At 69.3% G+C, this 23,527-nt stretch carries 18 protein-coding genes; 8 read left to right on the forward strand and 10 right to left on the reverse strand.

Annotated features, from left to right (window positions below; genetic code table 11):
- Window positions 1-2: 2 nt before the first annotated feature.
- The 7 genes from mtnC to ACZ6ZP_RS29850 all read right to left on the reverse strand — a co-directional run bounded on the left by mtnC (window position 3) and on the right by ACZ6ZP_RS29850 (window position 7,736).
- The gene (gene mtnC, locus ACZ6ZP_RS29820; protein WP_469409026.1) at window positions 3-725 is read right to left on the reverse strand and encodes an acireductone synthase; all 723 of its coding nucleotides are present in this window, start codon (window positions 723-725) and stop codon (window positions 3-5) included.
- Window positions 722-1,315 (reverse strand): 1,2-dihydroxy-3-keto-5-methylthiopentene dioxygenase, encoded by a 594-nt coding sequence (locus tag ACZ6ZP_RS29825; protein ID WP_361463124.1) that lies wholly within the window; start codon window positions 1,313-1,315, stop codon window positions 722-724. Before ACZ6ZP_RS29825 ends, mtnC begins: the two co-directional genes overlap by 4 nt.
- 58 nt (window positions 1,316-1,373) lie before the next feature.
- The gene (locus ACZ6ZP_RS29830) at window positions 1,374-2,438 is read right to left on the reverse strand and encodes an LLM class flavin-dependent oxidoreductase (RefSeq protein WP_351165006.1); all 1,065 of its coding nucleotides are present in this window, start codon (window positions 2,436-2,438) and stop codon (window positions 1,374-1,376) included.
- Window positions 2,439-2,570: 132 nt separating this feature from the next.
- Entirely contained in the window at window positions 2,571-4,178 is a 1,608-nt protein-coding gene (locus ACZ6ZP_RS29835; RefSeq protein ID WP_351165005.1) for a glycerol-3-phosphate dehydrogenase/oxidase, read from the reverse strand.
- 4 nt (window positions 4,179-4,182) lie between these two features.
- Entirely contained in the window at window positions 4,183-5,724 is a 1,542-nt protein-coding gene (gene glpK, locus ACZ6ZP_RS29840) for a glycerol kinase GlpK (RefSeq protein ID WP_351165004.1), read from the reverse strand.
- Between the two features lie 63 nt (window positions 5,725-5,787).
- On the reverse strand, window positions 5,788-6,579 hold the full coding sequence (locus ACZ6ZP_RS29845) for an MIP/aquaporin family protein (RefSeq protein ID WP_351165003.1): 792 nt from the start codon (window positions 6,577-6,579) through the stop codon (window positions 5,788-5,790).
- Between the two features lie 392 nt (window positions 6,580-6,971).
- Entirely contained in the window at window positions 6,972-7,736 is a 765-nt protein-coding gene (locus tag ACZ6ZP_RS29850; RefSeq protein ID WP_351165002.1) for an IclR family transcriptional regulator, read from the reverse strand.
- Window positions 7,737-8,051: 315 nt separating this feature from the next.
- Here ACZ6ZP_RS29850 and metH point away from each other — a divergent pair, with 315 nt between their 5' ends.
- The 4 genes from metH (at window position 8,052) to ACZ6ZP_RS29870 (ending at window position 15,958) form a co-directional block, all read left to right on the forward strand.
- Window positions 8,052-11,570, forward strand: coding sequence for a methionine synthase (gene metH / locus ACZ6ZP_RS29855; protein ID WP_361463135.1), 3,519 nt, complete (start codon window positions 8,052-8,054; stop codon window positions 11,568-11,570).
- A 98-nt stretch (window positions 11,571-11,668) separates the two neighbouring features.
- Complete coding sequence (locus ACZ6ZP_RS29860) at window positions 11,669-12,370, forward strand: HAD family phosphatase (protein ID WP_351165000.1); 702 nt, start codon at window positions 11,669-11,671, stop codon at window positions 12,368-12,370.
- Between the two features lie 321 nt (window positions 12,371-12,691).
- On the forward strand, window positions 12,692-14,299 hold the full coding sequence (locus ACZ6ZP_RS29865) for an ABC transporter substrate-binding protein (protein ID WP_361463139.1): 1,608 nt from the start codon (window positions 12,692-12,694) through the stop codon (window positions 14,297-14,299).
- 72 nt (window positions 14,300-14,371) lie between these two features.
- Entirely contained in the window at window positions 14,372-15,958 is a 1,587-nt protein-coding gene (locus ACZ6ZP_RS29870; RefSeq protein ID WP_351164997.1) for an ABC transporter substrate-binding protein, read from the forward strand.
- An 80-nt stretch (window positions 15,959-16,038) separates the two neighbouring features.
- On the opposite strand, the gene ACZ6ZP_RS29875 is transcribed toward ACZ6ZP_RS29870, so the two are convergent.
- Window positions 16,039-16,710, reverse strand: coding sequence for a response regulator (locus ACZ6ZP_RS29875; protein WP_135332738.1), 672 nt, complete (start codon window positions 16,708-16,710; stop codon window positions 16,039-16,041).
- A gap of 14 nt (window positions 16,711-16,724) precedes the next feature.
- On the reverse strand, window positions 16,725-17,606 hold the full coding sequence (locus ACZ6ZP_RS29880) for a RecB family exonuclease (protein ID WP_383818123.1): 882 nt from the start codon (window positions 17,604-17,606) through the stop codon (window positions 16,725-16,727).
- 128 nt (window positions 17,607-17,734) lie between these two features.
- On the opposite strand from ACZ6ZP_RS29880, the gene ACZ6ZP_RS29885 reads away from it, so the two are divergent.
- From ACZ6ZP_RS29885 to ACZ6ZP_RS29895, 3 genes are all read left to right on the forward strand, one after another.
- Entirely contained in the window at window positions 17,735-19,309 is a 1,575-nt protein-coding gene (locus tag ACZ6ZP_RS29885) for a site-2 protease family protein (protein WP_361463145.1), read from the forward strand.
- A gap of 47 nt (window positions 19,310-19,356) precedes the next feature.
- A complete protein-coding gene (locus ACZ6ZP_RS29890; protein WP_351164993.1) occupies window positions 19,357-20,268 on the forward strand; it encodes a tRNA (adenine-N1)-methyltransferase in 912 nt (303 codons plus the stop codon).
- A gap of 214 nt (window positions 20,269-20,482) precedes the next feature.
- A complete protein-coding gene (locus tag ACZ6ZP_RS29895) occupies window positions 20,483-21,067 on the forward strand; it encodes a hypothetical protein (RefSeq protein ID WP_361463148.1) in 585 nt (194 codons plus the stop codon).
- A gap of 79 nt (window positions 21,068-21,146) precedes the next feature.
- Here ACZ6ZP_RS29895 and ACZ6ZP_RS29900 read toward each other — a convergent pair whose 3' ends face one another.
- Window positions 21,147-21,461, reverse strand: a complete 315-nt coding sequence (locus ACZ6ZP_RS29900) for a ferredoxin (RefSeq protein WP_351164991.1) — start codon at window positions 21,459-21,461, stop codon at window positions 21,147-21,149.
- A gap of 254 nt (window positions 21,462-21,715) precedes the next feature.
- Between ACZ6ZP_RS29900 and arc the strand changes: the two genes are divergently transcribed.
- A complete protein-coding gene (arc, locus tag ACZ6ZP_RS29905; RefSeq protein ID WP_351164990.1) occupies window positions 21,716-23,482 on the forward strand; it encodes a proteasome ATPase in 1,767 nt (588 codons plus the stop codon).
- Window positions 23,483-23,527: the final 45 nt, after the last annotated feature.

The following is a 23,527-nucleotide window of genomic DNA, read 5'->3' on the forward strand; positions in this document are numbered from 1 at the left end:
TCCTAGTTCCTGACAAGGCTGATCTCGTCGAAGGCCGCAGCCTCCGGATGCCCGCCGACCCCGGCGGCGAAGTAGGGCTCCCCGGCCCGCCGTACCCCCACGGTCAGCCACCCGGCGTCCCGCGCCGCGTCCAGCTCCCCGAGCCGGTCGGAGAGGAAGAGCGTGCGCCCGGCGGGGACGCCGATCGCGGCCGAAATGCTCCGGTAGGAGTCCGGCTCCTGCTTGGGGCCCGCGTTCTCGGTGTCGTAGAAGCCACGCACGAGCTCCAGCAGGGAACCCTCGGGCGAGTACGTGAACCAGGCCCGCTGCGCCGCGACGGACCCGGACGAGTACACGTACAACCGTGTCCCGTCCGCCGCCCAGCTCCGCAGCACGTCGATCACCTCGGGGTAGAAGTGCGAGACCAGCTCGCCCCGCGCGAAGCCCTCCGCCCAGAGAATCCCCTGGAGCGTCTTCAGAGGCGTCGCCTTGCGATCGGCGTCGACCCATGCGCCCAGGATCTTCTCGACCTGAACGGCGTCCGCGTCCGGCTCGCCCGCGAGCTCCCGCACCTGTGCGACCGCCCGCGCCACCTCCGGCTCATCGCCCCGCGAGGCGAGCAGCGCACCGAAGCGCTCGCGTGCGTAGGGGTACAGCACATCCACCACGAACCCCGTGGCGCTCGTGGTGCCCTCGATGTCGAGCACCACCGCGTCCACGGAGTTCGCGTCGAACCCGACGCTCACGCCACGTTCTCCGTGTATCCCGCGTGGATCGCGTCGAAGTCCGGGAAGCGGTCGGCGATCGGGCTGCCCGTGAACGTGCCGATCCAGCCGTCCTCCTCGTGGAAGAAGCGGATCGCCGTGAACGCGGGGGAGGTGCCCATGTCGAACCAGTGCGTCGTGCCGCGCGGCACCCCGAGCAGGTCGCCCTTCTCGCAGTAGACCGCGTGCACTTCGCCGGCCACGTGCAGATAGAAGATCCCCGAGCCGGCGACGAAGAACCGCACCTCGTCATCGTCGTCGTGCGTGTGCTCGGCGAGGAACTTCTGCCGGGCCGCCTTGGCCTTCTCGGGCCACTCGGGGTCGTCGCTGGGGTGCAGCGCGACCACGTCGACCGTCTGGAAGCCCTCTTCGGCGTTGAGCTGGGCGATCTCCGTGCGGTACGCGGCGAAGACGGTGTCGCTGTCGGCGTCGGCGGGCACGTCCTCGCGCACCGGCCACTGCTCGTAGCGCACGCCGACGGGCGCGAGCGCGGCGGCGATCTCCGCGGGGTCCGTGGTGCGGCGTACGACGGTCTCGGGGCCGGACTCCGGCCAGGTCGTCAGGAGGGTCATCGATCACTCCAGGGCAGGTCAGGGATGTCTTCGGATCGTAGCCCGCGGCCCGGACCCGTCACACGGTGTCCCACAGCGTGGACGGCGCCGCCTCGCGCACCACCGGCGCGACCTCCTCGGCGAACCGCTGGAGCGTCTCGATCTGTTCGCCCCGCTCCAGGCCGAAGCCGTCCACGGTGATGGACTGCAGGTCGTGCCCGTACACCTCGTGGTAGCCCAGGATCTTGTCGATGATCTGCTGCGGGGAGCCGATGAGCTGCGGCCCGTCGGCGATCGCGTCCTCGATGGTGCGGAAGGGGGTGTTGTAGCCCGCCTTCCCCTCCAGATGTGGCCTGAAGGTCTGGCGCACCTTCGCCTCGTACAGCTCGCGGTAGCGCGAGACCGCCTGCTCCGCGGAGTCCGCGATGAGGAGGCCGCCCGAGCCGGCCGCCACCCGGGCGTCCGCCGGATCGTGCCCGTACTCCTCGAACCGCTCGCGGTAGTGCGCGATCAGCCTGGCGTACGCGGCACGCGGCTGGATGGCGTTGGCGGTGAAGAGCGGGTCACCGTGCTTGGCCGCCAGATCGGGGGAGTTGAGGGAGGTCGCCGAGCCGTGCCAGATGCGCGGCGGGCCCGCGTACGGGCGCGGCACCGTCGTCACGTCCTTCAGGGCGGGCCTGAACTCGCCCTCCCAGTCGACGTTCTCCTCGCTCCACAGACGGCGGAGCAGCTCGTACTTCTCCTTCTGCAGATCCCACTGCCGCTCCTCGTCGAGCCCGAAGAGGTCGAAGTGCCCGGCCTCCGCACCCTTGCCGATCACCAACTCGATCCGGCCGCGCGAGATCTGATCGAGCGTCGCGTAGTCCTCGGCGACCCGAACCGGGTCGAGGATCGCCACGACGGTGACGCCGGTGAGCAGTTTGATGCGCGTGGTGCGTGCGGCGAGCGCGCCGAGCACGACCGTCGGGCTGGACGACAGGAAGGCGCCCGCGTGCCGCTCGCCCACGGCGTACGCGTCGTAGCCGAGCCGCTCGGCGGCCACGCCGACCTCGATGACGTCGGCCAACCGGTCGGCGGACGTGGCGAGTTGGCCGGTCAGGGGGTGCGGCGCATGGCCGATGATCGACAGGACCTGGAACTTCATGGTCCCACTCTCCCGGTGCCGTATTGCACGCGTATGTACGCGGCATGGCGGCGCACCGGGACGCGCCGCCCCGCGAACGCCGAAGGGCGGCTCCCCGCGGGGAGCCGCCCTTCAGCACGTGACCAGGTGCGACTACTTGCCGTCGAGCACGTCCTGGACCTTGGCGCGGACGTCGTCCGTGGCCAGGCCGCGGATCGTCAGCGTCGTACGGCGGCGAAGGACGTCGTCCGCCGTCTCGGCCCACTCGTGGTCGCGGGCGTAGACGACCTGCGCCCAGATCTCCGGGGCGTCCGGCGAGACGCGCTCGGCCAGCGCCGGGTTCTCGTTCGCAAGGCGGGCGATGTCGAAGGAGAGCGAGCCGTAGTGCGTCGCCAGGTGCTTGGCGGTGTCGGCGGCCATGCGCGGGCCGGGCGCCGGACCGTCGACGAGCAGCCGGTGGGCGACCGCGCGCGGGTTGGCGATGCCGGGCAGCGGCAGCCGCTTCTGGAGCTGCGAGATCGGCTCGTAGTCGTCGCCCAGCGGGTGGCCCGGCAGCGACTCCAGCTTCTTCATCACCGTACGGCCGATGTGGCGGAAGGTCGTCCACTTGCCGCCCGCGACGGAGAGCATGCCGCGCGCGCCCTCGGTGACGACCGTCTCGCGCTTGGCCTTGGAGGTGTCGCCGGGGCCGCCGGGCAGCACGCGCAGGCCCGCGAAGGAGTACGTGATCAGATCGCGGGACAGCTGCTGGTCGCGGATGGAGAACGCGGCCTCGTCCAGGATCTGCGCGGTGTCGGCCTCGGTGACCTTGACGTCCGCCGGGTCGCCCTCGAACTCCTCGTCGGTCGTGCCGAGCAGGAGCATGTCCTCCCAGGGCAGGGCGAACGTGATGCGGTACTTGTCGATCGGCGTGGCCAGCGCGGCCTTCCAGGGGGCGGTGCGCTTGAGGACCAGGTGCGCGCCCTTGGAGAGGCGGATGGAGGGGGCCGCGTCGGGGTTCTCCATCTTGCGCAGGTGGTCGACCCACGGTCCGGTCGCGTTCAGCACCAGGCGGGCGTCGACGCCGAACTCGGTGCCGTCCATGCGGTCCTTGAGCTCCGCGCCCGTGACCCGGCCCTTGGTGAAGCGCAGGCCCGTGACCTCGGCGTGGTTGAGGACGGCGGCGCCGGCCTCGACCGCCGCGCGGACCGTCATCAGGGCCATGCGCGAGTCGTTCATCTGGTCGTCGCCGTACACGGCGACGGCCTTGAGGTTGTCCGTGCGCAGCTCCGGCACGTCCTGCGCGGCCTTCGAGGGGCTGAGCAGGTGGCCGACGCCGTCGCCGAAGGCGGAGAGCGCCGAGTAGGCGAAGACGCCCGCGCCCAGCTTGGCGGCGCCGTGCGGGCCGCCCTTGTAGACGGGCAGGTAGAAGGTGAGCGGGTTCGCCAGGTGGGGGGCCACCTGGCGCGACACCGCGCGACGCTCGAAGTGGTTCTCCGCGACCAGCTTCACCGCGCCGGTCTGCAGGTAGCGCAGACCGCCGTGGAGAAGCTTGGAGGAGGCGGAGGAGGTGGCGCCGGCGAAGTCACCGGCGTCCACCAGAGCCACCCGCAGTCCCGACTGCGCGGCATGCCAGGCGGTGGAGATGCCCAGGATTCCGCCGCCGATCACCAGGAGGTCGTACGTCGCCTTGGAAAGCTGCTCCCGGGTCTCGGCGCGGCTCGGGTTGGAACCGGCAGCCGGATGCGTCCCGAGGGCAGGGACGCTCTGCAGGGTGGTCATGTCTTTACTCCTCGTCCTCGATCCAGCCCATGGTCCGCTCGACGGCCTTGAGCCAGCTCTTGTACTCACGGGCGCGGGTGTCCGCGTCCATGCGGGGGGTCCACTCCGCCGCCCGGCGCCAGTTGGCGCGCAGTTCGTCGGTGCCGGACCAGAAGCCGACGGCGAGGCCGGCGGCGTAGGCGGCGCCGAGGCAGGTCGTCTCGGCCACCATCGGGCGCACCACCGGCGCGTCGAGGAAGTTCGAGAGCGTCTGCATCAGCAGGTTGTTGGAGGTCATGCCGCCGTCGACCTTGAGGGCCGTGAGCTCGACGCCGGAGTCCTTCGTCATGGCGTCGGTGATCTCACGGGTCTGCCAGGCCGTGGCCTCCAGGACGGCGCGCGCGATGTGCGCCTTGGTGACGTACCGGGTGAGACCGGCGATCACACCGCGGGCGTCGGAACGCCAGTACGGGGCGAAGAGGCCGGAGAAGGCCGGTACGAAGTAGGCACCGCCGTTGTCCTCGACCGACGACGCGAGCGTCTCGATCTCGGCGGCGGAGTTGATCAGGCCCATCTGGTCGCGCATCCACTGCACCAGCGAACCGGTGACGGCGATGGAGCCCTCGAGGGCGTAGACCGGCTTCTGGTCGCCGATCTGGTAGCCGACGGTGGTCAGCAGGCCCGAGTAGGAGTTGATGGCCGACTCACCGGTGTTCATCAGCATGAAGGTGCCGGTGCCGTACGTCGACTTGGCCTCGCCCTTGGCGAAACAGGTCTGCCCGAAGAGGGCGGCCTGCTGGTCGCCGAGCGCGGAGGCGACGGGGATGCCGCCCAGGATGTCGCCGAGCTTGCCGCCGGTGACCTCGCCGTAGACCTCGGCGGAGGAGCGGATCTCGGGGAGCATCGACATCGGGACGCCGATGGACTCGGCGATCTTCTCGTCCCACTTCATGGTGTGCAGGTTCATCAGCATGGTGCGGGAGGCGTTGGTGACGTCGGTGACGTGCCGGCCGCCGTTCACACCGCCCGTCAGGTTCCAGATGACCCAGGAGTCCATGGTGCCGAAGAGGATGTCGCCCGCCTCGGCGCGCTCGCGCAGGCCCTCGACGTTGTCGAGCAGCCAGCGGGCCTTGGGACCGGCGAAGTAGCTGGCGAGCGGCAGGCCCGTCTCACGGCGGAAGCGGTCCTGGCCGACGTTGCGGCCGAGCTCCTTGCACAGGGCGTCGGTGCGGGTGTCCTGCCAGACGATGGCGTTGTGCACCGGCTCGCCGGTGTTCTTGTCCCAGAGCAGCGTGGTCTCACGCTGGTTGGTGATGCCGATCGCCTTGATGTCCTCGTGGGTGATGCCGGCCTTGGAGATGGCGCTGGCGACGACCTCCTGGACGTTCGTCCAGATCTCGCTCGCGTCGTGCTCGACCCAGCCCGGCTTCGGGAAGATCTGCTCGTGCTCCTTCTGGTCGACCGAGACGATCCGGCCGTCCTTGTCGAAGACGATGCAGCGGCTCGAGGTGGTGCCCTGGTCGATGGCCGCGATGAAGGGGCCGGCGGTGTGTGCGTCCGTGGTCACGGTGTGCTCCTGATTTCTTGCTCGGCGGTCTGTCTCGGGCGGTCGTCGGTATCTGTCGCGGTCCTACTTGAACGCGATGTTGTAGATACCGCCCGCGATGGCGCCGCCGATCAGCGGGCCGACGATCGGCACCCATGCGTAGGTCCAGTCCGAGCCGCCCTTGTTGGGCAGCGGGAGCAGGGAGTGCACGATGCGCGGACCCAGGTCACGGACCGGGTTGATCGCGTAGCCCGTGGGGCCACCGAGCGAGAGACCGATGCCGACGACGACGAGCGCGGTGATCAGCGCACCGAGGACGCCGATGCCGTTGCCGTTGTCGTTCAGGCCCTGGGTGAGGATGGCGAGAACCAGCACGACGGTCGCGATGACCTCGGTCAGCACGTTCTGCGCGTAGTTCCGGATCTCGGGACCGGTCGAGAAGATGCCGAGCACCGGACCGGCCTTGGGCGCGGCCTTCTGGTCGACGAGGCCCTCGTCGGCCGGCTGCGCCGCGAGGATCGACGGGTCGGTGAGGTGCGCCTTGAACTGGCCCATGTACGTGAGCCAGACCAGGATCGCGCCGATGATCGCGCCGAGCAGCTGCGAACCGAGGTAGAGCGGAACGTCGCTCCACTTGGTGCCGCCCTCGATGGCGAGCCCGACGGTGACCGCCGGGTTGAGGTGGGCGCCTGACACGCCACCCGCCAGGTAGGCGCCGGTCAGCACCGCGAAGCCCCACCCGAAGGTGATCGCGAGCCAGCCTGCGTCCTTGGCCTTCGAGGCCTTGAGCGTGACGGCGGCGCACACGCCGCCGCCGAGCAGGATGAGTATGGCGGTACCGATGGTCTCGCCGATGAAGATGTCGGAGCTGGACACCCGCGACTCCTTTGTCCTTCGTCCAGGGGAAGGCGAACCCCGGGTCCCACCGGTGGTTCGCGACCTCAGGTGAGGTCGTTGCCGGCCCTTGGCCTTGTCACACTCTAGCGCGTAATGCCGGTAGGTGTTCGACAATGCCGACCGATGGACGCGAGTCTCACCCCGGGGTTACTTGCCCGTCAAGAGCTCTGTTATTGAAAACACGATCGTTATTGATCGTTCCGGGTTATCGATAGCGGCAGGAGTCGCCACGGGGTGAAACACGTGCATCGATGGTCGCGCAGAAGAGTGCCCCCTGCATGTTGAGCAGGGGGCATGTGGCGTAGACGGTGGAGGGCGGCGGAGGTGCGGCGGAGGGCAGGAGGGGCGGGCAGGAGAGGGGCGGCGCAGGGCTAGAAGCGCCCGGCGCCCAGGTCCCGCGACACGGCGCGGGCGCAGTCCCGTACGGCCGCGATCAGATCGGGCCGCAGCTCCCCGTCCTTCTGCACCCGTTCCACCGCGCCGGTGATGCCGACCGCACCGACCGGCATGCGGCGCCGGTCGTGGATGGGGGCGGCCACGGAGGCGATGCCCTCCCAGGTCTCCTCGACGTCGGCGGCGTACCCGCGGGCGCGGGTCACGCCGAGGATGTCCTCGAAGGCTTCGGGGTCCACGACGGTGCGCGTGGTGAAGGTCTGCCAGTCGGCCTCGGCGGCCTCGCTGTGCGCCACGGGGTCGTAGGCGGCGAGCACCTTGCCCAGGGCCGTGGAGTGCAGCGGCTGCATCGCCCCGACCTCCAGGACCTGGCGGCTGTCGTCGGGCCGGAAGACGTGGTGCACGATCAGGACGCCCTGCTGGTGCAGCACGCCGAGGTAGACGCTCTCGCCGCTGGAGCGGGCCAGGTCGTCGGTCCACACCAGGGCGCGGGCCCGCAGCTCGTGCACGTCCAGGTAGCTGTTGCCCAGGCGCAGCAGTTCGGCGCCCAGCTGATAGCGGCCCGACGCGGAGTCCTGCTCGACGAATCCCTCCGCCTGCAGGGTGCGCAGAATGCCGTGGGCCGTGCCCTTGGCGAGGCCAAGGGCGGACGCGATCTCCGAGAGGCCCAGCCGTCGCTCTCCGCCCGCGAGCAGCCGCAGCATCGCGGCCGCCCGCTCGAGCGACTGGATGTTCCGTGCCATCGCAGCCCCTTCCTCCGTCCCCTCTGACTCCAACGTTCGACAATGCTGAACACTATCGGTCGTTGTCGACCTCCCGCGACAGAGCGGCAGGCGGTGTTTCTCGCCGTTTCTCGTCGTTGCTCGCCGCTTCCCGCCGTTTCTCGCCGTCTCTCCATCGCGCCCCGCACCACACGCCCTCACAGGAACCGCCGACAGGGCCGGGCGTCCGGCTCGTGAACACTCGCACGCTGTGGACCTTCGTCCCGCTACCCTGACCGAGTGCGCCTTCCACCGAAGCGCAAAGCCGACAGCCGTCGCACCTCAGGGAGCTCTTTCATGGCCTCGTTGCCTAACCCCTCGTCCGGTTCCTCGCAGGGAACCCGAGCCGATGCCCTCCGTGAAGCCCTAGCCACCCGGGTGGTGGTGGCCGACGGTGCGATGGGCACGATGCTCCAGGCACAGGACCCCACGCTCGAGGACTTCCAGAACCTCGAGGGCTGTAACGAGATCCTTAACGTGACCCGCCCGGACATCGTCCGCTCGGTCCACGAGGAGTACTTCGCGGTCGGGGTCGACTGCGTGGAGACGAACACGTTCGGCACGAACTTCGCGGCCCTGAGCGAGTACGACATCCCGGAGCGGAACTTCGAGCTCTCCGAGGCCGGTGCCCGCATCGCCCGCGAGGTGGCCGACGAGTTCACCGAGAAGACCGGCCAGCAGCGCTGGGTGCTCGGCTCGATGGGTCCGGGCACCAAGCTGCCGACCCTGGGCCACGCCCCGTACACGACGCTGCGCGACGCCTACCAGATCAACGCCGAAGGCATGATCGCCGGCGGCGCCGACGCCCTCCTGGTGGAGACCACCCAGGACCTGCTGCAGACCAAGTCCGCGATCCTGGGCGCCCGCCGCGCCCTGGAGGCCACCGGCACCAACCTGCCGCTGATCTGCTCGGTGACCGTGGAGACCACCGGCACGATGCTGCTCGGGTCGGAGATCGGCGCGGCGCTCACCGCGCTGGAGCCGCTGGGCATCGACATGATCGGCCTGAACTGCGCCACGGGCCCGGCCGAGATGAGCGAGCACCTGCGCTACCTGGCCCGCCACTCGCGCGTGCCGATCTCCTGCATGCCCAACGCGGGCCTGCCGGTCCTCGGCAAGAACGGCGCCCACTACCCGCTGACCGAGGCGGAGCTGGCCGACGCCCAGGAGACCTTCGTCCGTGAGTACGGCCTGTCCCTGGTCGGCGGCTGCTGCGGCACCACGCCCGAGCACCTGCGCCAGGTGGTGGAGCGGGTGCGCGGCGTGCAGACCACCCGCCGCGAGCCGCACCCCGAGCCGGGCGCCGCCTCGCTCTACCAGACCGTGCCGTTCCGCCAGGACACCGCCTACATGGCGATCGGCGAGCGGACGAACGCCAACGGCTCGAAGAAGTTCCGCGAGGCCATGCTGGAGGGCCGCTGGGACGACTGTGTGGAGATGGCCCGCGACCAGATCCGCGAGGGCGCCCACATGCTCGACCTGTGCGTCGACTACGTCGGCCGCGACGGCGTCGCGGACATGGCCGAGCTGGCCGGCCGGTTCGCCACCGCCTCCACCCTGCCGATCGTCCTGGACTCCACCGAACTGCCGGTCATCCAGGCCGGGTTGGAGAAGCTGGGCGGCCGTGCGGTCATCAACTCGGTCAACTACGAGGACGGGGACGGCCCCGAGTCCCGGTTCGCGAAGGTCACCGCCCTTGCCAAGGAGCACGGTGCCGCGCTGATCGCGCTGACCATCGACGAGGAGGGCCAGGCCCGCACCGTCGAGCACAAGGTGGCCATCGCCGAGCGCCTGATCGACGACCTGACCGGCAACTGGGGCATCCATGAGGCCGACATCCTCATCGACACCCTGACCTTCACCATCTGCACCGGCCAGGAGGAGTCCCGCAAGGACGGCATCGCCACCATCGAGGCGATCCGCGAGCTCAAGCGCCGCCACCCGGACGTGCAGACCACCCTGGGCCTGTCGAACATCTCCTTCGGCCTCAACCCGGCCGCCCGCGTCGTGCTGAACTCCGTCTTCCTGGACGAGTGCGTCAAGGCGGGCCTGGACTCGGCGATCGTGCACGCCTCCAAGATCCTGCCGATCGCGCGCCTGGACGAGGAGCAGGTCAAGGCGGCCCACGACCTGATCTACGACCGCCGCGCCGAGGGCTACGACCCCCTCCAGAAGCTCATGGAGCTGTTCGAGGGCGTCAACATGAAGTCGATGAAGGAGGGCAAGGCCGAGGAACTCCTGGCCCTCCCGCTGGACGAGCGTCTCCAGCGCCGCATCATCGACGGCGAGAAGAAGGGGCTGGAGGCCGACCTGGACGAGGCCCTTCAGACCCGCCCGGCGCTCGACATCGTCAACGACACCCTGCTCGAGGGCATGAAGGTCGTCGGCGAGCTCTTCGGGTCCGGCCAGATGCAGCTGCCGTTCGTGCTGCAGTCCGCCGAGGTGATGAAGACCGCGGTGGCCCACCTGGAGCCGCACATGGAGAAGTCGGACTCCGAGGGCAAGGGCACCATCGTCCTTGCCACCGTGCGCGGCGACGTCCACGACATCGGCAAGAACCTCGTCGACATCATCCTGTCCAACAACGGCTACAACGTGGTCAACCTCGGTATCAAGCAGCCGGTCGCCGCCATCCTGGACGCCGCGGCCGAGCACAGCGCCGACGTGATCGGCATGTCGGGCCTCCTGGTCAAGTCGACCGTGATCATGAAGGAGAACCTGGAGGAGCTCAACCAGCGCAAGATGGCCGCGGACTTCCCGGTGATCCTGGGCGGCGCGGCACTCACCCGGGCTTACGTCGAGCAGGACCTGCACGAGATCTACGAGGGCGAGGTCCGCTACGCCCGCGACGCGTTCGAGGGCCTGCGCCTGATGGACGCCCTCATCGCGGTCAAGCGCGGAGTCCCCGGCGCCACCCTCCCCGAGCTGAAGCAGCGCCGCGTGCCCAAGCGGGACACCCCCGTCGTGGAGGTCACCGAGGACGAGGGCCCCGCCCGTTCGGACACCTCCGTCGACAACCCCGTGCCCACCCCGCCGTTCTGGGGCACCCGCGTCGTCAAGGGCATCCAGCTCAAGGAGTACGCCTCCTGGCTGGACGAGGGCGCCCTGTTCAAGGGCCAGTGGGGCCTCAAGCAGGCCCGCAAGGGCGACGGGCCCACCTACGAGGAGCTCGTCGAGACCGAGGGACGCCCCCACCTGCGCGGCTGGCTGGACGAGCTGCACACCAAGAACATGCTGGAGGCGGCCGTCGTCTACGGCTACTTCCCCTGTGTCTCCAAGGGCGACGACCTGATCATCCTGGACGACCAGGGCAACGAGCGCACCCGCTTCTCCTTCCCGCGCCAGCGCCGTGGACGGCGCCTGTGCCTGGCGGACTTCTTCCGCCCGGAGGAGTCGGGGGAGACCGACGTGGTCGGCCTGCAGGTCGTCACCGTCGGCTCGAAGATCGGCGAGGCCACGGCCGAGCTGTTCGCCGCCGACTCCTACCGCGACTACCTCGAACTGCACGGCCTGTCCGTGCAGTTGGCCGAGGCGCTCGCCGAGTACTGGCACGCGCGTGTCCGCGCCGAGCTGGGCTTCGGGGGCGAGGACCCCGACGCCGTCGAGGACATGTTCGACCTGAAGTACCGCGGTGCGCGCTTCTCGCTCGGCTACGGCGCCTGCCCCGACCTGGAGGACCGCGCGAAGATCGCCGAGCTCCTGGAGCCGGAGCGGATCGGCGTGCAGCTCTCCGAGGAGTTCCAGCTCCACCCGGAGCAGTCCACGGACGCGATCGTCATCCACCACCCCGAGGCGAAATACTTCAACGCGCGCTAAGCGGTCAAGTCGTACACTTGTCGGTCCAGCGCAGGCCGGTTGTTCCCCCGTCAAAAGGGAGCAGCCGGCCTTCTCGTCCCTCATGGAGGTGTGCCCGGATGACCAGTACGGTTCCCGCGCTCGGTACCCGAACGGCCGAAGGCTCCGCCCTGCAGGCGGTGCTCCTCGACATGGACGGAACACTCGTGGACACCGAGGGGTTCTGGTGGGACGCGGAGGTCGAGGTCTTCGCCGCACTCGGACATACGCTCGACGAGGCCTGGCGTGACGTCGTCGTCGGCGGTCCCATGACGCGCAGCGCCGGCTTCCTCATCGCGTCCACCGGCGCCGACATCACGGTCCCCGAGCTGACCGTGCTGCTCAACGACGGCTTCGAGAACCGCATCGGCCGCGCCCTGCCGCTGATGCCGGGCGCCGCCAGGCTGCTGGCCGAACTCGCGGCGCACGAGGTGCCGATGGCACTGGTCTCCGCGTCGCACCGGCGCATCATCGACCGGGTGCTCGAGTCGATCGGGGCCCACCACTTCGCGCTCACGGTCGCGGGCGACGAGGTGACCCGGACCAAGCCGCACCCCGACCCGTACCTCCTCGCGGCGGCCGGGGTCGGCGCGGAACCGGCCAGATGTGCCGTCATCGAGGACACCGCGACCGGCGTCGCGGCGGCCGAGGCCGCGGGCTGCCGGGTCGTGGCCGTACCCTCCGTCGCGCCCATCGCCGCGGCGTCCGGCAGGACCGTCGTCCCGTCCCTCGAACACGTCAACCTGCCCTTCCTGCACGGTCTGATGGCTGAAAAGCGCTGAACAGTTGAAGATGTGACCTTTCCCACTTCATAGGGGGTCGACAGTCGGTCACGGCTGTGCCGGGCCTCCGATTTGTGTGAGTTGTGGAGTGGCGTTGTGTCCCGATTGAGGGGAACCTGACGAAACCTTCCCGTGTCGGGTTATCGGTGCGTCCGCGCCCGGTTTCGCTGCGTGATTGAGGGTCAACTCCGGTACCTTCCGGCCCTCCTGGTGGTGCGGACTAATGTCGTCGCGAGAACATCGCCCTGCCCCCACGGACCGACTTCCCCCACCCCTCGTTGCCGGTCCGGACGGGACCAACAGCTCTGGAGAACGACGAGCATGAACCGTAAGACTTTGGTGCTGCCGGCCGTCATAGGTCTGCTCGCTCCCGCGCTCGCGGCGTGCGGCGGGGCGGGCGACGGCGGGGGAGGCGACGCGATCACCGTCGGCACCACGGACCGGTTCTCCACCTCACCCGAGATCCCGGCCCCCTTCGACCCGGCGTACGCCTATGACGCGGGTTCCTGGAACGTCGTGCGCCAGACGGTCCAGACGCTGATGGCCGCTCCGCGCGGCGGCGGCGAGCCGGAGCCCGACGCCGCCGAGAGATGCGGCTTCACCGACACCGGCAACGAGCGCTACGAGTGCACGCTGCGCAAGGGCCTGACGTTCGCCGACGGCGAGCCGCTGACCGCCACCGATGTGAAGTTCTCCATCGAGCGGGTGCGGGACATCAAGATCAAGGACCCCAGCGGCTCCGCCGGCATGGTGTCCAACGTCGACGCGATCGAGACCAAGGGGGACCGGGGTGTCGTCTTCCACCTCAAGAGCCCCGACGCGACGTTCCCGTACAAGCTGGCCACGCCCATCGCGGGCATCATCAGCTCGGACCACTACGCCAAGAACAAGCTGCGCGACGGCTTCGACCTGGACGGCTCGGGCCCCTACACGGCCAAGCAAGAGGTCGAGGGCAACGACCTCGTCAAGACGGTGTTCTCCAAGAACCCCAACTACAAGGGCGTGTTGAAGCCCAAGAGCGACAAGATCGAGATGCGCACCTACGAGTCCGCCGACGCCATGGGCGAGGCCCTCAAGAGCGGCGACCTCGACATGATGACGCGCACCATGTCGCCCGAGCAGATCAAGCAGCTCGACGCGGACCCGGGCAACAACATCGAGCTGGTCGAGACGCCCGGCCTGGAGATCCGCTACCTCGGCTTCAACACGGACGCCACCACCGTCAAGTCCAAGGCGGTCCGCCAGGCGATGGCGCAGCTCATCGACCGCGGCGCCCTCGCGTCCGGCGTCTACGGCGACGCGGCCGAGCCGCTCTACTCCCTGGTGCCGGCCACGATCACGGGCCACACCAACTCGTTCTTCAACCAGTACGGCAACCCGAGCACGGCCAAGGCCCGAACCGTGCTCCAGAAGGCCGACATCAGCACCCCGGTGAAGCTCACCCTGCACTACACGACGGACCACTACGGCCCGGGCACCAAGAAGGAGTTCCAGGTCCTGCAGAAGCAGCTCAACGCGAGCGGCCTGTTCGACGTGTCCATCAAGGGCACCGACTGGAACACCTTCCGCCCCGCCGAGCAGAAGGGCGCGTACGACGTCTACGGGATGGGCTGGTTCCCCGACTTCCCCGACGCCGACAACTTCCTCACGCCGTTCCTGGACAAGGACAACATCCTCGGCTCGCCGTACGTGAACAGCACCATCAACGACGAGCTGCTCCCGCACTCGCGCCGTGAGGCGGACCGGCTCACCGCCTCCAAGAGCATCAAGAAGATCCAGGACATCGTCGCCGAGGACGTGCCGGTGCTTCCCCTCTGGCAGGGCAAGCAGTACATCGCCGCCCGCGACGACATCACGGGTGTCGAGTGGGCCCTCAACTCCTCCTCGAACCTGCAGCTGTGGGAGCTCGGCCGCGGTGTGAGCGGCTGACCTCCGCGCACACCGGCACACGGAACCGCCGGGCTTCGCTCCACCGATGGACAACAACGACAAGGCACGTTCGTGAAATTGCGTAACCAGTGGCTGGCCCTTCCCCTCACGGGAGGGCTGGCCGCCGCCCTGCTGACCGGCTGCGGTACGGAAACGGGCGGAGCGGGGGAGGACGGCGACTCGGTGGTGATGGGGATGTCGGACGACGTCCTGGCCACCGACCCGGCGTCCGGCTACGACCCCGGGTCGTGGCTCCTGTTCAACAACGTCTTCCAGTCCCTGATGAGCTTCCCGAACGGGGCCACGGAGCCGGAGCCCGAGGCCGCCAAGGAGTGCGGCTTCACGGACACGGAGACCAAGGTCTTCTCGTGCACGCTGCGCGACGGACTGAAGTTCAGCAACGGCAACGCGCTGACCTCGAAGGACGTCAAGTTCTCCTTCGACCGCATGATGAAGATCAACGACGAGGCCGGCCCGGCGATCATGTTCCCGATGCTCGACAGCGTCGAGACGCCGAACTCCAAGAAGGTCGTCTTCAAGCTCAAGTACGCCGACGCGACCTTCCCCAGCAAGATCGCCTCCGGCGCCGGTTCCATCGTCGACCACGCGTCGTACGACATGGACGGCCTGCGCGGGGACGGCGAGGCCACGGGTTCGGGACCGTACAAGCTCGACTCCTTCGGCAAGGAGCAGGCGGTGTTCTCGGTCAACCCCGACTACAAGGGCACCGCCAAGGTGAAGAACAAGGGCGTCACCCTCAAGTTCTTCCACGACGACCAGAAGGGCCTGAAGAAGGCGCTCCTGGACGACCAGATCGACATCGCCTACCGAGGCCTCGCCGCCAACGACATCGCGGACATCGAGCAGGACACCTCCGACAAGAGCCAGAACATCGACGTCGTCGAGGGCACGAGCGCCGAGGTGCAGCACCTGGTCTTCAACATGAAGGACCCGGTCGCCGGCAAGCTGGGCGTCCGCAAGGCCATGGCGTACCTGCTCGACCGGGACGCCCTGGTCAAGGACGTCTACCGGGACACGGCCACGCCGCTGTACTCGATCGTCCCGGCCGGGATCGGCGGCCACAACACCGCCTTCTTCGACACCTACGGCGCCCGCCCGCAGCGCTCCAAGGCCGCCGCCGCCCTGCGTGAGGAGGGCCTGAGCGGCAAGGTCAAGCTCACGCTCTGGTCCACGCCCTCGCGCTACGGCCCCGCGACCGACCAGGAGCTGAGGGCGATCGCCAAGCAGCTCAACGCGAGCGGCCTCTTCGACGCCGACGTGAAGTCGATCGAATTCGGCCAGTACGAGCGGGACATCAAGTCCGGCAAGTACGGCGTCTACGTCAAGGGCTGGGTGCCGGACTACCCGGACCCCGACAACTTCACGCAGCCGTTCTTCGGCAAGGGCAACGTCCTCGACAACAGCTACCGGAACAGCGAGATCACCGGGAAGATCATCCCCGGCACCGCGGGCGAGACCGACCGCACCAGGACCGACGAGGACTACGCGAAGCTCCAGGACATCGTCGCCGACGAGCTGCCGATCCTGCCGGTGTGGCAGGCCAAGCAGTACGCCGTCATCTCCGACGACGTGTACGGCGTGGAGTCGTGCCTCGACGCGTCGACCGTGTTCCGCTTCTGGGAGCTCAGCAAGGCCTGATCCCACGGACAACCGAAGGTGGCCGCCCCCTTGAGGGACGGCCACCTTCGTCGTTCTTCCGGCTGCGCCGGCACTGCCTCCTACTGGGCGCCCGGCCGCACCAGACCGCTCTCGTACGCGTACACGGCCGCCTGCACCCGGTCGCGCAGCCCCAGCTTCGTGAGCACATGGCCCACGTGCGTCTTGACCGTCGTCTCGCTCACGAACAGGTCCGCCGCGATCTCCGCGTTCGACAGGCCGCGCGCCACCAGCTTGAGCACCTCGACCTCCCGCTCGGTGAGCGTGTGCAGGGTGTCCGGCACCGGCTCGTCGCCCGAGGGCAGATGCCCCGCGTACTTGTCGAGGAGCCTGCGCGTGATGCTCGGCGCGAGCATCGCCTCGCCCGACGCGACCACGCGGATCGCCTGCACCAGTTCGTTCGCCGGGGCGTCCTTGAGCAGGAAGCCGCTGGCACCGGCGCGCAGCGCCTCCACCACGTACTCGTCGAGGTCGAAGGTGGTCAGGACCAGGACCTTCGCAGGGCCGTCCCGGCCAGGACCGGTGATCTGCCGGGTCGCCTCGACGCCGTCCATCCGCGGCATGCGGATGTCCATCAGGACCACATCCGGCTGCAGCGCCCGCACCTGGTCGAGAGCCTGCAGGCCGTCTCCGGCCTCGCCGACGACCGCGACGTCCTGCTCGGCCTCCAGAATCATCCGGAACCCCGTGCGCAGCAGTGGCTGGTCGTCGACCAGTAGGACACGGATCGCCACGTAACTCTCCTTCGCTAGCCCGGGGCCATTCTGCCCTGCGTGCCCTCTTCGGACTCGGGCACCCTCACCGCAAGGGGGTACGGCGGGGGAGTCCCGCCGAATTCCGGACATACGGCCTGGTGGTCGCACCAGCCGCAGAGCTTCGTCGGCCGCGGCCGCCACTCACCCGTCTCGGTGGCGAGCGTGATCGCCTCCCACAGCGCGTGCAGCTTCCGCTCGACCTGCTCGAGGTCCTCGATCCTGGGGTCGTACGTGATGACGTCCCCGCTGCCCAGATAGACGAGCTGGAGGCGGCGCGGGACCACGCCCTTCAGGCGCCACACCACCAGGGCGTAGAACTTCATCTGGAAGAGCGCGCCCTCGGAGTACTCGGGGCGGGGGGCCTTGCCCGTCTTGTAGTCGACGATCCGCACCTCGCCGGTGGGCGCCACGTCCACGCGGTCGATGATGCCGCGCAGCTTCAGGCCCGACTCCAGCTCCGCCTGCACGAACAGCTCCCGCTCGGCGGGCTCCAGGCGTGTGGGGTCCTCCAGGGTGAACCACCGCTCGACCAGCTTCTCCGCGTCCGCCAGCCAGCGCGTGAGCCGCTCACCGTGCTCGTCGTCGGCGAACAGCTCCGTCAGCTCCGGCTTGGCCTCGCGCAGGCGGTCCCACTGGCCCGGGATCAGGGCCTTGGCACGCGGCGCGGTCCGCTCGCCCGCGGGCGCGTCGAAGAGCCGCTCCAGGACGGCGTGCACCAGCGTGCCGCGGGTCGCCGCCTCGCTCGGCTTCTCCGGCAGCTTGTCGATCACCCGGAACCGGTAGAGCAGCGGGCACTGCATGAAGTCGCTGGCGCGCGACGGCGACAGGGACGCCGGACGCACGGCCGTCACGCCACCGTCGGTGCTTGTTTCCATGAGGACAGACCCTACGACCCGCCACCGACAACGGCCGCATACCATCGACGACAGACCCTCTCGCCCTGCATGATCGTGCGTGTACCGCGCCGGACAGGGGCGAGGGACGCTTCGAACGAGGGGACATCGTGGACGAGAGCGGCGGGAGCGGCAGGCCGCGGTCCGACGGGACGGACGGCCGACGGCCGAATGCCCCAGAAGACACCGGCCACCCGGAGTCGCCACGTCCGGTGGACACGGCGGACTCGGCGAGGCCCGCGCAGGGCGGTTCCGAGGGCGCGAAGGGCGCCGAGGGCACGTCCGGCACTTCTGGCACGTCCGGCACGTCCGGCACTTCCGGCCCCTCCGGCGCGGACAGCGCCGACGACACCGTCCGGCCCCAGGCCCCCGAGGAGGCCCCGCGGCCCGCGGGCGAACCCCCGCGGCCCGGCGACCGCCTCACGAAGGCTCCGCGGGACACGCCCGAGAAGACCCCGCAGGACACGCACCCCGAGTACGCGCACGCCAGCCACGGCCCCGCCCCGAAGGCGACCCCGCCCAAGGGCCAGAAGGGCCCCGGGGGAGGGCTGCTCATGGGGCGGCCGTTCGGCGTGCCGGTGTACGTGGCGCCCAGCTGGTTCCTCGTCGCCGCCCTCATCACCTGGGTCTTCGGCGGCCAGCTCGACCGCGTCCTGCCCGAACTGGGCAACGCCCGCTACCTGGTCTCCCTCTTCTTCGCCGTCGCCTTCTACGCCTCCGTGCTCGTCCACGAGCTGGCCCACACGGTCGCCGCCCTGCGCTTCAAGCTGCCGGTGCGCCGCATCCAGCTGCAGTTCTTCGGCGGGGTCTCGGAGATCGAGAAGGAGTCCGAGACACCGGGACGCGAGTTCATCCTCGCCTTCGTCGGGCCGCTGCTCTCCCTCGTCCTCGCGGGCGTCTTCTACGCGGGCATGAAGGCCGTCGAGCCCGGCACCGTGCCCGGCGTCCTGCTCGCCGGGCTGATGATCTCGAACCTCATCGTCGCCGCCTTCAACCTCCTGCCGGGCCTGCCCCTGGACGGCGGCCGCATGCTCCGCGCCGTCGTCTGGAAGATCACCGGCAAGCCCATGAGCGGCACGGTCGCCGCCGCCTGGGTCGGCCGCGCGCTCGCCATCTCCGTCCTGATCGGCCTGCCGATCCTCAACCAGTCCGGCGCGCTGGGCGGCGAGACCCAGGACATCGGCGGCATGGACACCGTCACCGACGCCCTGCTCGCCGCGATCCTCGCCGCGATCATCTGGACCGGCGCGGGCAACAGCCTGCGCATGGCCCGCCTCCGCGAGCACCTGCCCGAACTCCGCGCCCGCGCCCTGACCCGCCGCGCCGTCCCCGTGGAGAGCCACACCCCGCTCTCCGAGGCGCTGCGCCGCGCCAACGACGCCGGAGCCCGCGCCCTCGTCGTGGTCGACGCCGACGGCGACCCGATGTCGGTGGTCCGCGAGGCGGCCATCGTCGGCGTGCCCGAGCACCGCCGCCCCTGGGTCACCGTCAGCGGCCTGGCCCAGGACATCACCGAAGGCATGCGGATCTCCGCCGAGCTCGCCGGCGAGGAGCTCCTGGACACCCTGCGGGCGACGCCCGCCACGGAGTACCTCGTGGTCGAGGCCTCAGGCGAGATCTACGGAGTGCTCTCCGCCACCGATGTGGAGCGCGCCTTCGTCAAGGCGATGGCCCGCCCCAGCTGACGCCCACCCTGGTCCACGGCCCGCGCGGGGGCCGGTAGGCTGGTCACATGTCCGAACCGACCGGTGCCGCCCGCCGACGCGGGCCCTTCAAGGTCGGGGACCAGGTACAGCTCACCGACCCCAAGGGCCGCCACTACACGTTCACGCTCGAGGCCGGGAAGAACTTCCACACCCACAAGGGTTCCTTCCCCCACGACGAGCTGATCGGTGCTCCCGAGGGCAGCGTTGTCCGCACCACGGGAAACGTCGCCTACCTCGCGCTGCGCCCCCTGCTCCCCGACTACGTCCTGTCCATGCCCCGCGGCGCCGCCGTGGTCTACCCCAAGGACGCGGGGCAGATCCTGGCCTTCGCGGACATCTTCCCCGGCGCCCGCGTCGTCGAGGCGGGTGTGGGCTCCGGCTCGCTCAGCAGCTTCCTCCTGCGCGCCATCGGCGACGAGGGGATGCTGCACTCGTACGAGCGCCGCGAGGACTTCGCCGAGATCGCCCAGCAGAACGTGGAGCGCTACTTCGGCGCCCCGCACCCCGCCTGGCAGCTCACCGTCGGCGACCTCCAGGACAACCTGAGCGACACCGAGGTCGACCGCGTCATCCTCGACATGCTCGCTCCCTGGGAGTGCCTGGACGTCGTCTCCAAGGCGCTCGTCCCCGGCGGCATCCTCTGCTGCTACGTCGCGACCACCACCCAGCTCGCCAGGACCGTCGAGTCCATCCGCGAGATCGGCGGCTTCAACGAGCCGACCGCCTGGGAATCGATGATCCGCAACTGGCACGTCGAGGGCCTCGCCGTCCGCCCCGACCACCGCATGATCGGCCACACCGGCTTCCTGCTCACCGCCCGCCGCCTCGCGGACGGCGTCGAGCCGCCCATGCGCCGCCGCCGCCCCTCCAAGGGCGCCTACGGCGAGGACTACACCGGCCCGAACGCCGGCGGCGGCACGCCCCGCGCTGAGGACTGACGGCTCCGACCGCGCAGGCATCCGCGTCCACCCGCTGAACGCACAGGCGCCGCCGCCGAGTTCCCCCTTCGACCGGGGAACTCGGCGGCGGCGCCTTTCCGTTCACAAAAGCCGAGCGACCCGGCGTCGACCCCGGTGTTCCGCCGCACTGTGAGGTATGGCACGATGCTGGCCACCTCCCCCACCGGCACAGCCCTCACAGGAGACACTCCTCGTGCAGCACCCCGCCGTCCCGGAACTGGCACACACCACCACCCGCCCCATCCACTGGCTGGCCACCGCGGCCGCGCTCGCCGCCGTCGTCGCGGGCTCCGCCTTCCTCCAGCCCGACCCCGCGAACGCCGCCCAGCCGGGCTCCGAGCCCTCCAGCAAGACGGCGGCGGCCCCCGCTCCCGTACAGGCCCCGGATCCGGCCACCGTCACGTACCCCGTCGCCTGCGGCAGCGTGAAACCCGTCGTCAAGAAGAAGGCCACCGGGGACCTCGACGGGGACGGCAGACCCGAGACCGTCGCCGTGGTGCACTGCGCCGCCGGATCGGGCACACCGCCCGACGGCGTGTACGTGGTCACGCGCGCCACGGAGGGCAAGCCCCGGGTCGTCGCCACCCTCGTCGACCCGAAGGACCGCCAGAACGTCAGCGACTTCGCGGTACGTGACGGCGTGATCACGGCCACGCTCCTCGGCTACTCGTCACCGAACGTGCCCAGCTGCTGCCCGGACATCGAGGACGAGGCCAAGTGGCAATGGAAGGACGGCACGTTCGCACGGTCCACCCCGGCCGGGGCGCACAGCGTGTGACCGTCACGACACGAAGAAGGGCCTGTGTGCGCCGTCCAGCGGCGGGCACAGGCCCTTCTTCGTCGACGAGTTAGCGCTCTCAGGCCGCGTCGGGGCCGTAGACCTCCACGCTGTCCGAAACGCGACGCACGTGGATGCAGTCGCCGGGGCACTCCTTGGCCGAGTCCGCGACGTCGCGCAGAAGCTGCGACGGTACGGGCGTTGTGGCGCCCGGCGTCTGCAGGAGCTCGTCGTCCCCGCTCTTCACATAGGCCAGACCATCGATGTCCAGCTCGAAGACCTCGGGCGCGTACTGCGCGCAGATGCCGTCTCCGGTACAGAGGTCCTGGTCGATCCAGACCTCCAGGAGATCGCGGCCCTCGGGGTCGGCCCCAGCCTCGTTCTGCACGGTCATTTCTCCTGCCGATCGCTGCGTCGAGCGAACCGACTCAAGCGCAAGTCGGGCCAGCCCTGACGGGTGTTGAACACTTCGACGATACAACCGCCCGCTTTCCGATGTTGTTGGGTGGGTATTCACCTGGTGTGAGGGAGAGCGCAAGGGTGAAGATCGGACACACCTCGACCGTCTTTGTGATCTAGGGGTTTCAATCGACACCCACCCAGGTAGGGTCTGGAAGCGTCCAGCTCCCCTTGGAGGAGGTGAGGACCGTGGCAGCCCACGACGACGACATCAACCGCGGCATCCGGCCGGGGCGAGGGTCTGATGACCCCGCCGGTCAGGTTGCCTATCTCGAGCAGGAAATCGCCGTCCTGCGACGCAAGCTCGCCGACTCTCCGCGGCATACGAGAATTCTCGAAGAGCGGATCGTCGAGCTGCAGACCAATCTGGCCGGCGTGTCCGCCCAGAACGAGCGGCTCGCCAACACGCTCCGTGAGGCCCGCGACCAGATCGTGGCCCTCAAGGAGGAAGTCGACCGGCTCGCGCAGCCGCCGGCCGGCTTCGGAGTCTTCCTCGTGGCGAACGAGGACGGCACGGCGGACATCTTCACCGGGGGCCGCAAGCTCCGGGTGAACGTCAGCCCCAGCGTGGAGCTCGAAGAGCTCAGGCGCGGCCAGGAAGTCATGCTCAACGAAGCGCTCAACGTGGTCGAGGCCATGGAGTACGAGAGCGTCGGCGACATCGTCACCCTCAAGGAGATCCTCGAGGACGGCGAGAGGGCCCTGGTGGTCGGGCACACCGACGAGGAGCGGGTGGTCCGGCTCGCCGAACCACTCCTCGACGTCACCATCCGCCCCGGCGACGCACTCCTGCTCGAACCCCGCTCCGGCTACGTGTACGAAGTGGTTCCCAAGAGCGAGGTCGAAGAGCTCGTCCTCGAAGAGGTGCCGGACATCGGCTACGAGCAGATCGGCGGTCTGGGCAACCAGATCGAGCTGATCCGCGACGCGGTCGAGCTCCCCTACCTCTACCCGGACCTCTTCAGGGAGCACGAACTGCGGCCGCCCAAGGGCGTCCTGCTGTACGGGCCCCCCGGCTGCGGCAAGACACTGATCGCCAAGGCCGTCGCCAACTCGCTTGCCAAGAAGGTCGCCGAGGTGACCGGGGCGGCCCAGGGGAAGAGCTTCTTCCTCAATATCAAGGGCCCCGAACTCCTCAACAAGTACGTCGGCGAGACCGAGCGTCACATCCGCCTGGTCTTCCAGCGTGCGAGGGAGAAGGCGAGCGAGGGCACCCCCGTCATCGTCTTCTTCGACGAGATGGAATCCCTCTTCCGCACCCGCGGATCCGGAGTCAGCTCGGACGTGGAGAACACCATCGTCCCCCAGCTGCTCGCCGAGATCGACGGCGTGGAAGGCCTGGAGAACGTCATCGTCATCGGTGCCTCCAACCGTGAGGACATGATCGACCCGGCGATCCTGCGGCCAGGACGACTCGACGTAAAGATCAAGATCGAGCGCCCGGACGCCCAGGCGGCGAAGGACATCTTCGCCAAGTACCTCACCGAGCGGCTCCCGCTGCACGCGGACGACCTCGCCGAGCACAGCGCCGACCGGCGCACCACTGTGGACGGCATGATCCAGTCGGTCGTGGAGCAGATGTACGCGGAGTCCGAGGAGAACCGCTTCCTCGAGGTGACGTACGCCAACGGCGACAAGGAAGTCCTGTACTTCAAGGACTTCAACTCCGGCGCCATGATCGAGAACATCGTCGGACGCGCCAAGAAGATGGCCATCAAGGCCTTCCTCGACGCCAACCAGAAGGGCATCAGGGTCTCTCACCTCCTCCAGGCTTGCATCGACGAGTTCAAGGAGAACGAGGACCTGCCCAACACCACGAACCCGGACGACTGGGCCCGCATCTCCGGCAAGAAGGGCGAACGGATCGTCTACATCCGTACGCTCGTCACCGGAAAGCAGGGCGCGGACACCGGACGCTCCATCGACACGGTGGCGAACACCGGTCAGTACCTGTAGAAGACAGGGCGGCTGCGGGTGTCCTTCGTGGGTACCCGCAGCTGT

Source organism: Streptomyces sp. NPDC054047, from assembly GCF_055585065.1.

Bases quoted from the DNA above. Each gene is read 5' to 3' on its own strand.
- ACZ6ZP_RS29865 (WP_361463139.1), top strand. From the start codon at position 12,692: ATGAACCGTAAGACTTTGGTGCTGCCGGCCGTCATAGGTCTGCTCGCT.
- ACZ6ZP_RS29850 (WP_351165002.1), bottom strand. From the start codon at position 7,736: ATGGCACGGAACATCCAGTCGCTCGAGCGGGCGGCCGCGATGCTGCGG.
- ACZ6ZP_RS29825 (WP_361463124.1), bottom strand. From the start codon at position 1,315: ATGACCCTCCTGACGACCTGGCCGGAGTCCGGCCCCGAGACCGTCGTA.
- ACZ6ZP_RS29880 (WP_383818123.1), bottom strand. From the start codon at position 17,606: ATGGAAACAAGCACCGACGGTGGCGTGACGGCCGTGCGTCCGGCGTCC.
- ACZ6ZP_RS29860 (WP_351165000.1), top strand. From the start codon at position 11,669: ATGACCAGTACGGTTCCCGCGCTCGGTACCCGAACGGCCGAAGGCTCC.
- ACZ6ZP_RS29830 (WP_351165006.1), bottom strand. From the start codon at position 2,438: ATGAAGTTCCAGGTCCTGTCGATCATCGGCCATGCGCCGCACCCCCTG.
- ACZ6ZP_RS29890 (WP_351164993.1), top strand. From the start codon at position 19,357: ATGTCCGAACCGACCGGTGCCGCCCGCCGACGCGGGCCCTTCAAGGTC.
- ACZ6ZP_RS29835 (WP_351165005.1), bottom strand. From the start codon at position 4,178: ATGACCACCCTGCAGAGCGTCCCTGCCCTCGGGACGCATCCGGCTGCC.
- metH (WP_361463135.1), top strand. From the start codon at position 8,052: ATGGCCTCGTTGCCTAACCCCTCGTCCGGTTCCTCGCAGGGAACCCGA.
- ACZ6ZP_RS29900 (WP_351164991.1), bottom strand. From the start codon at position 21,461: ATGACCGTGCAGAACGAGGCTGGGGCCGACCCCGAGGGCCGCGATCTC.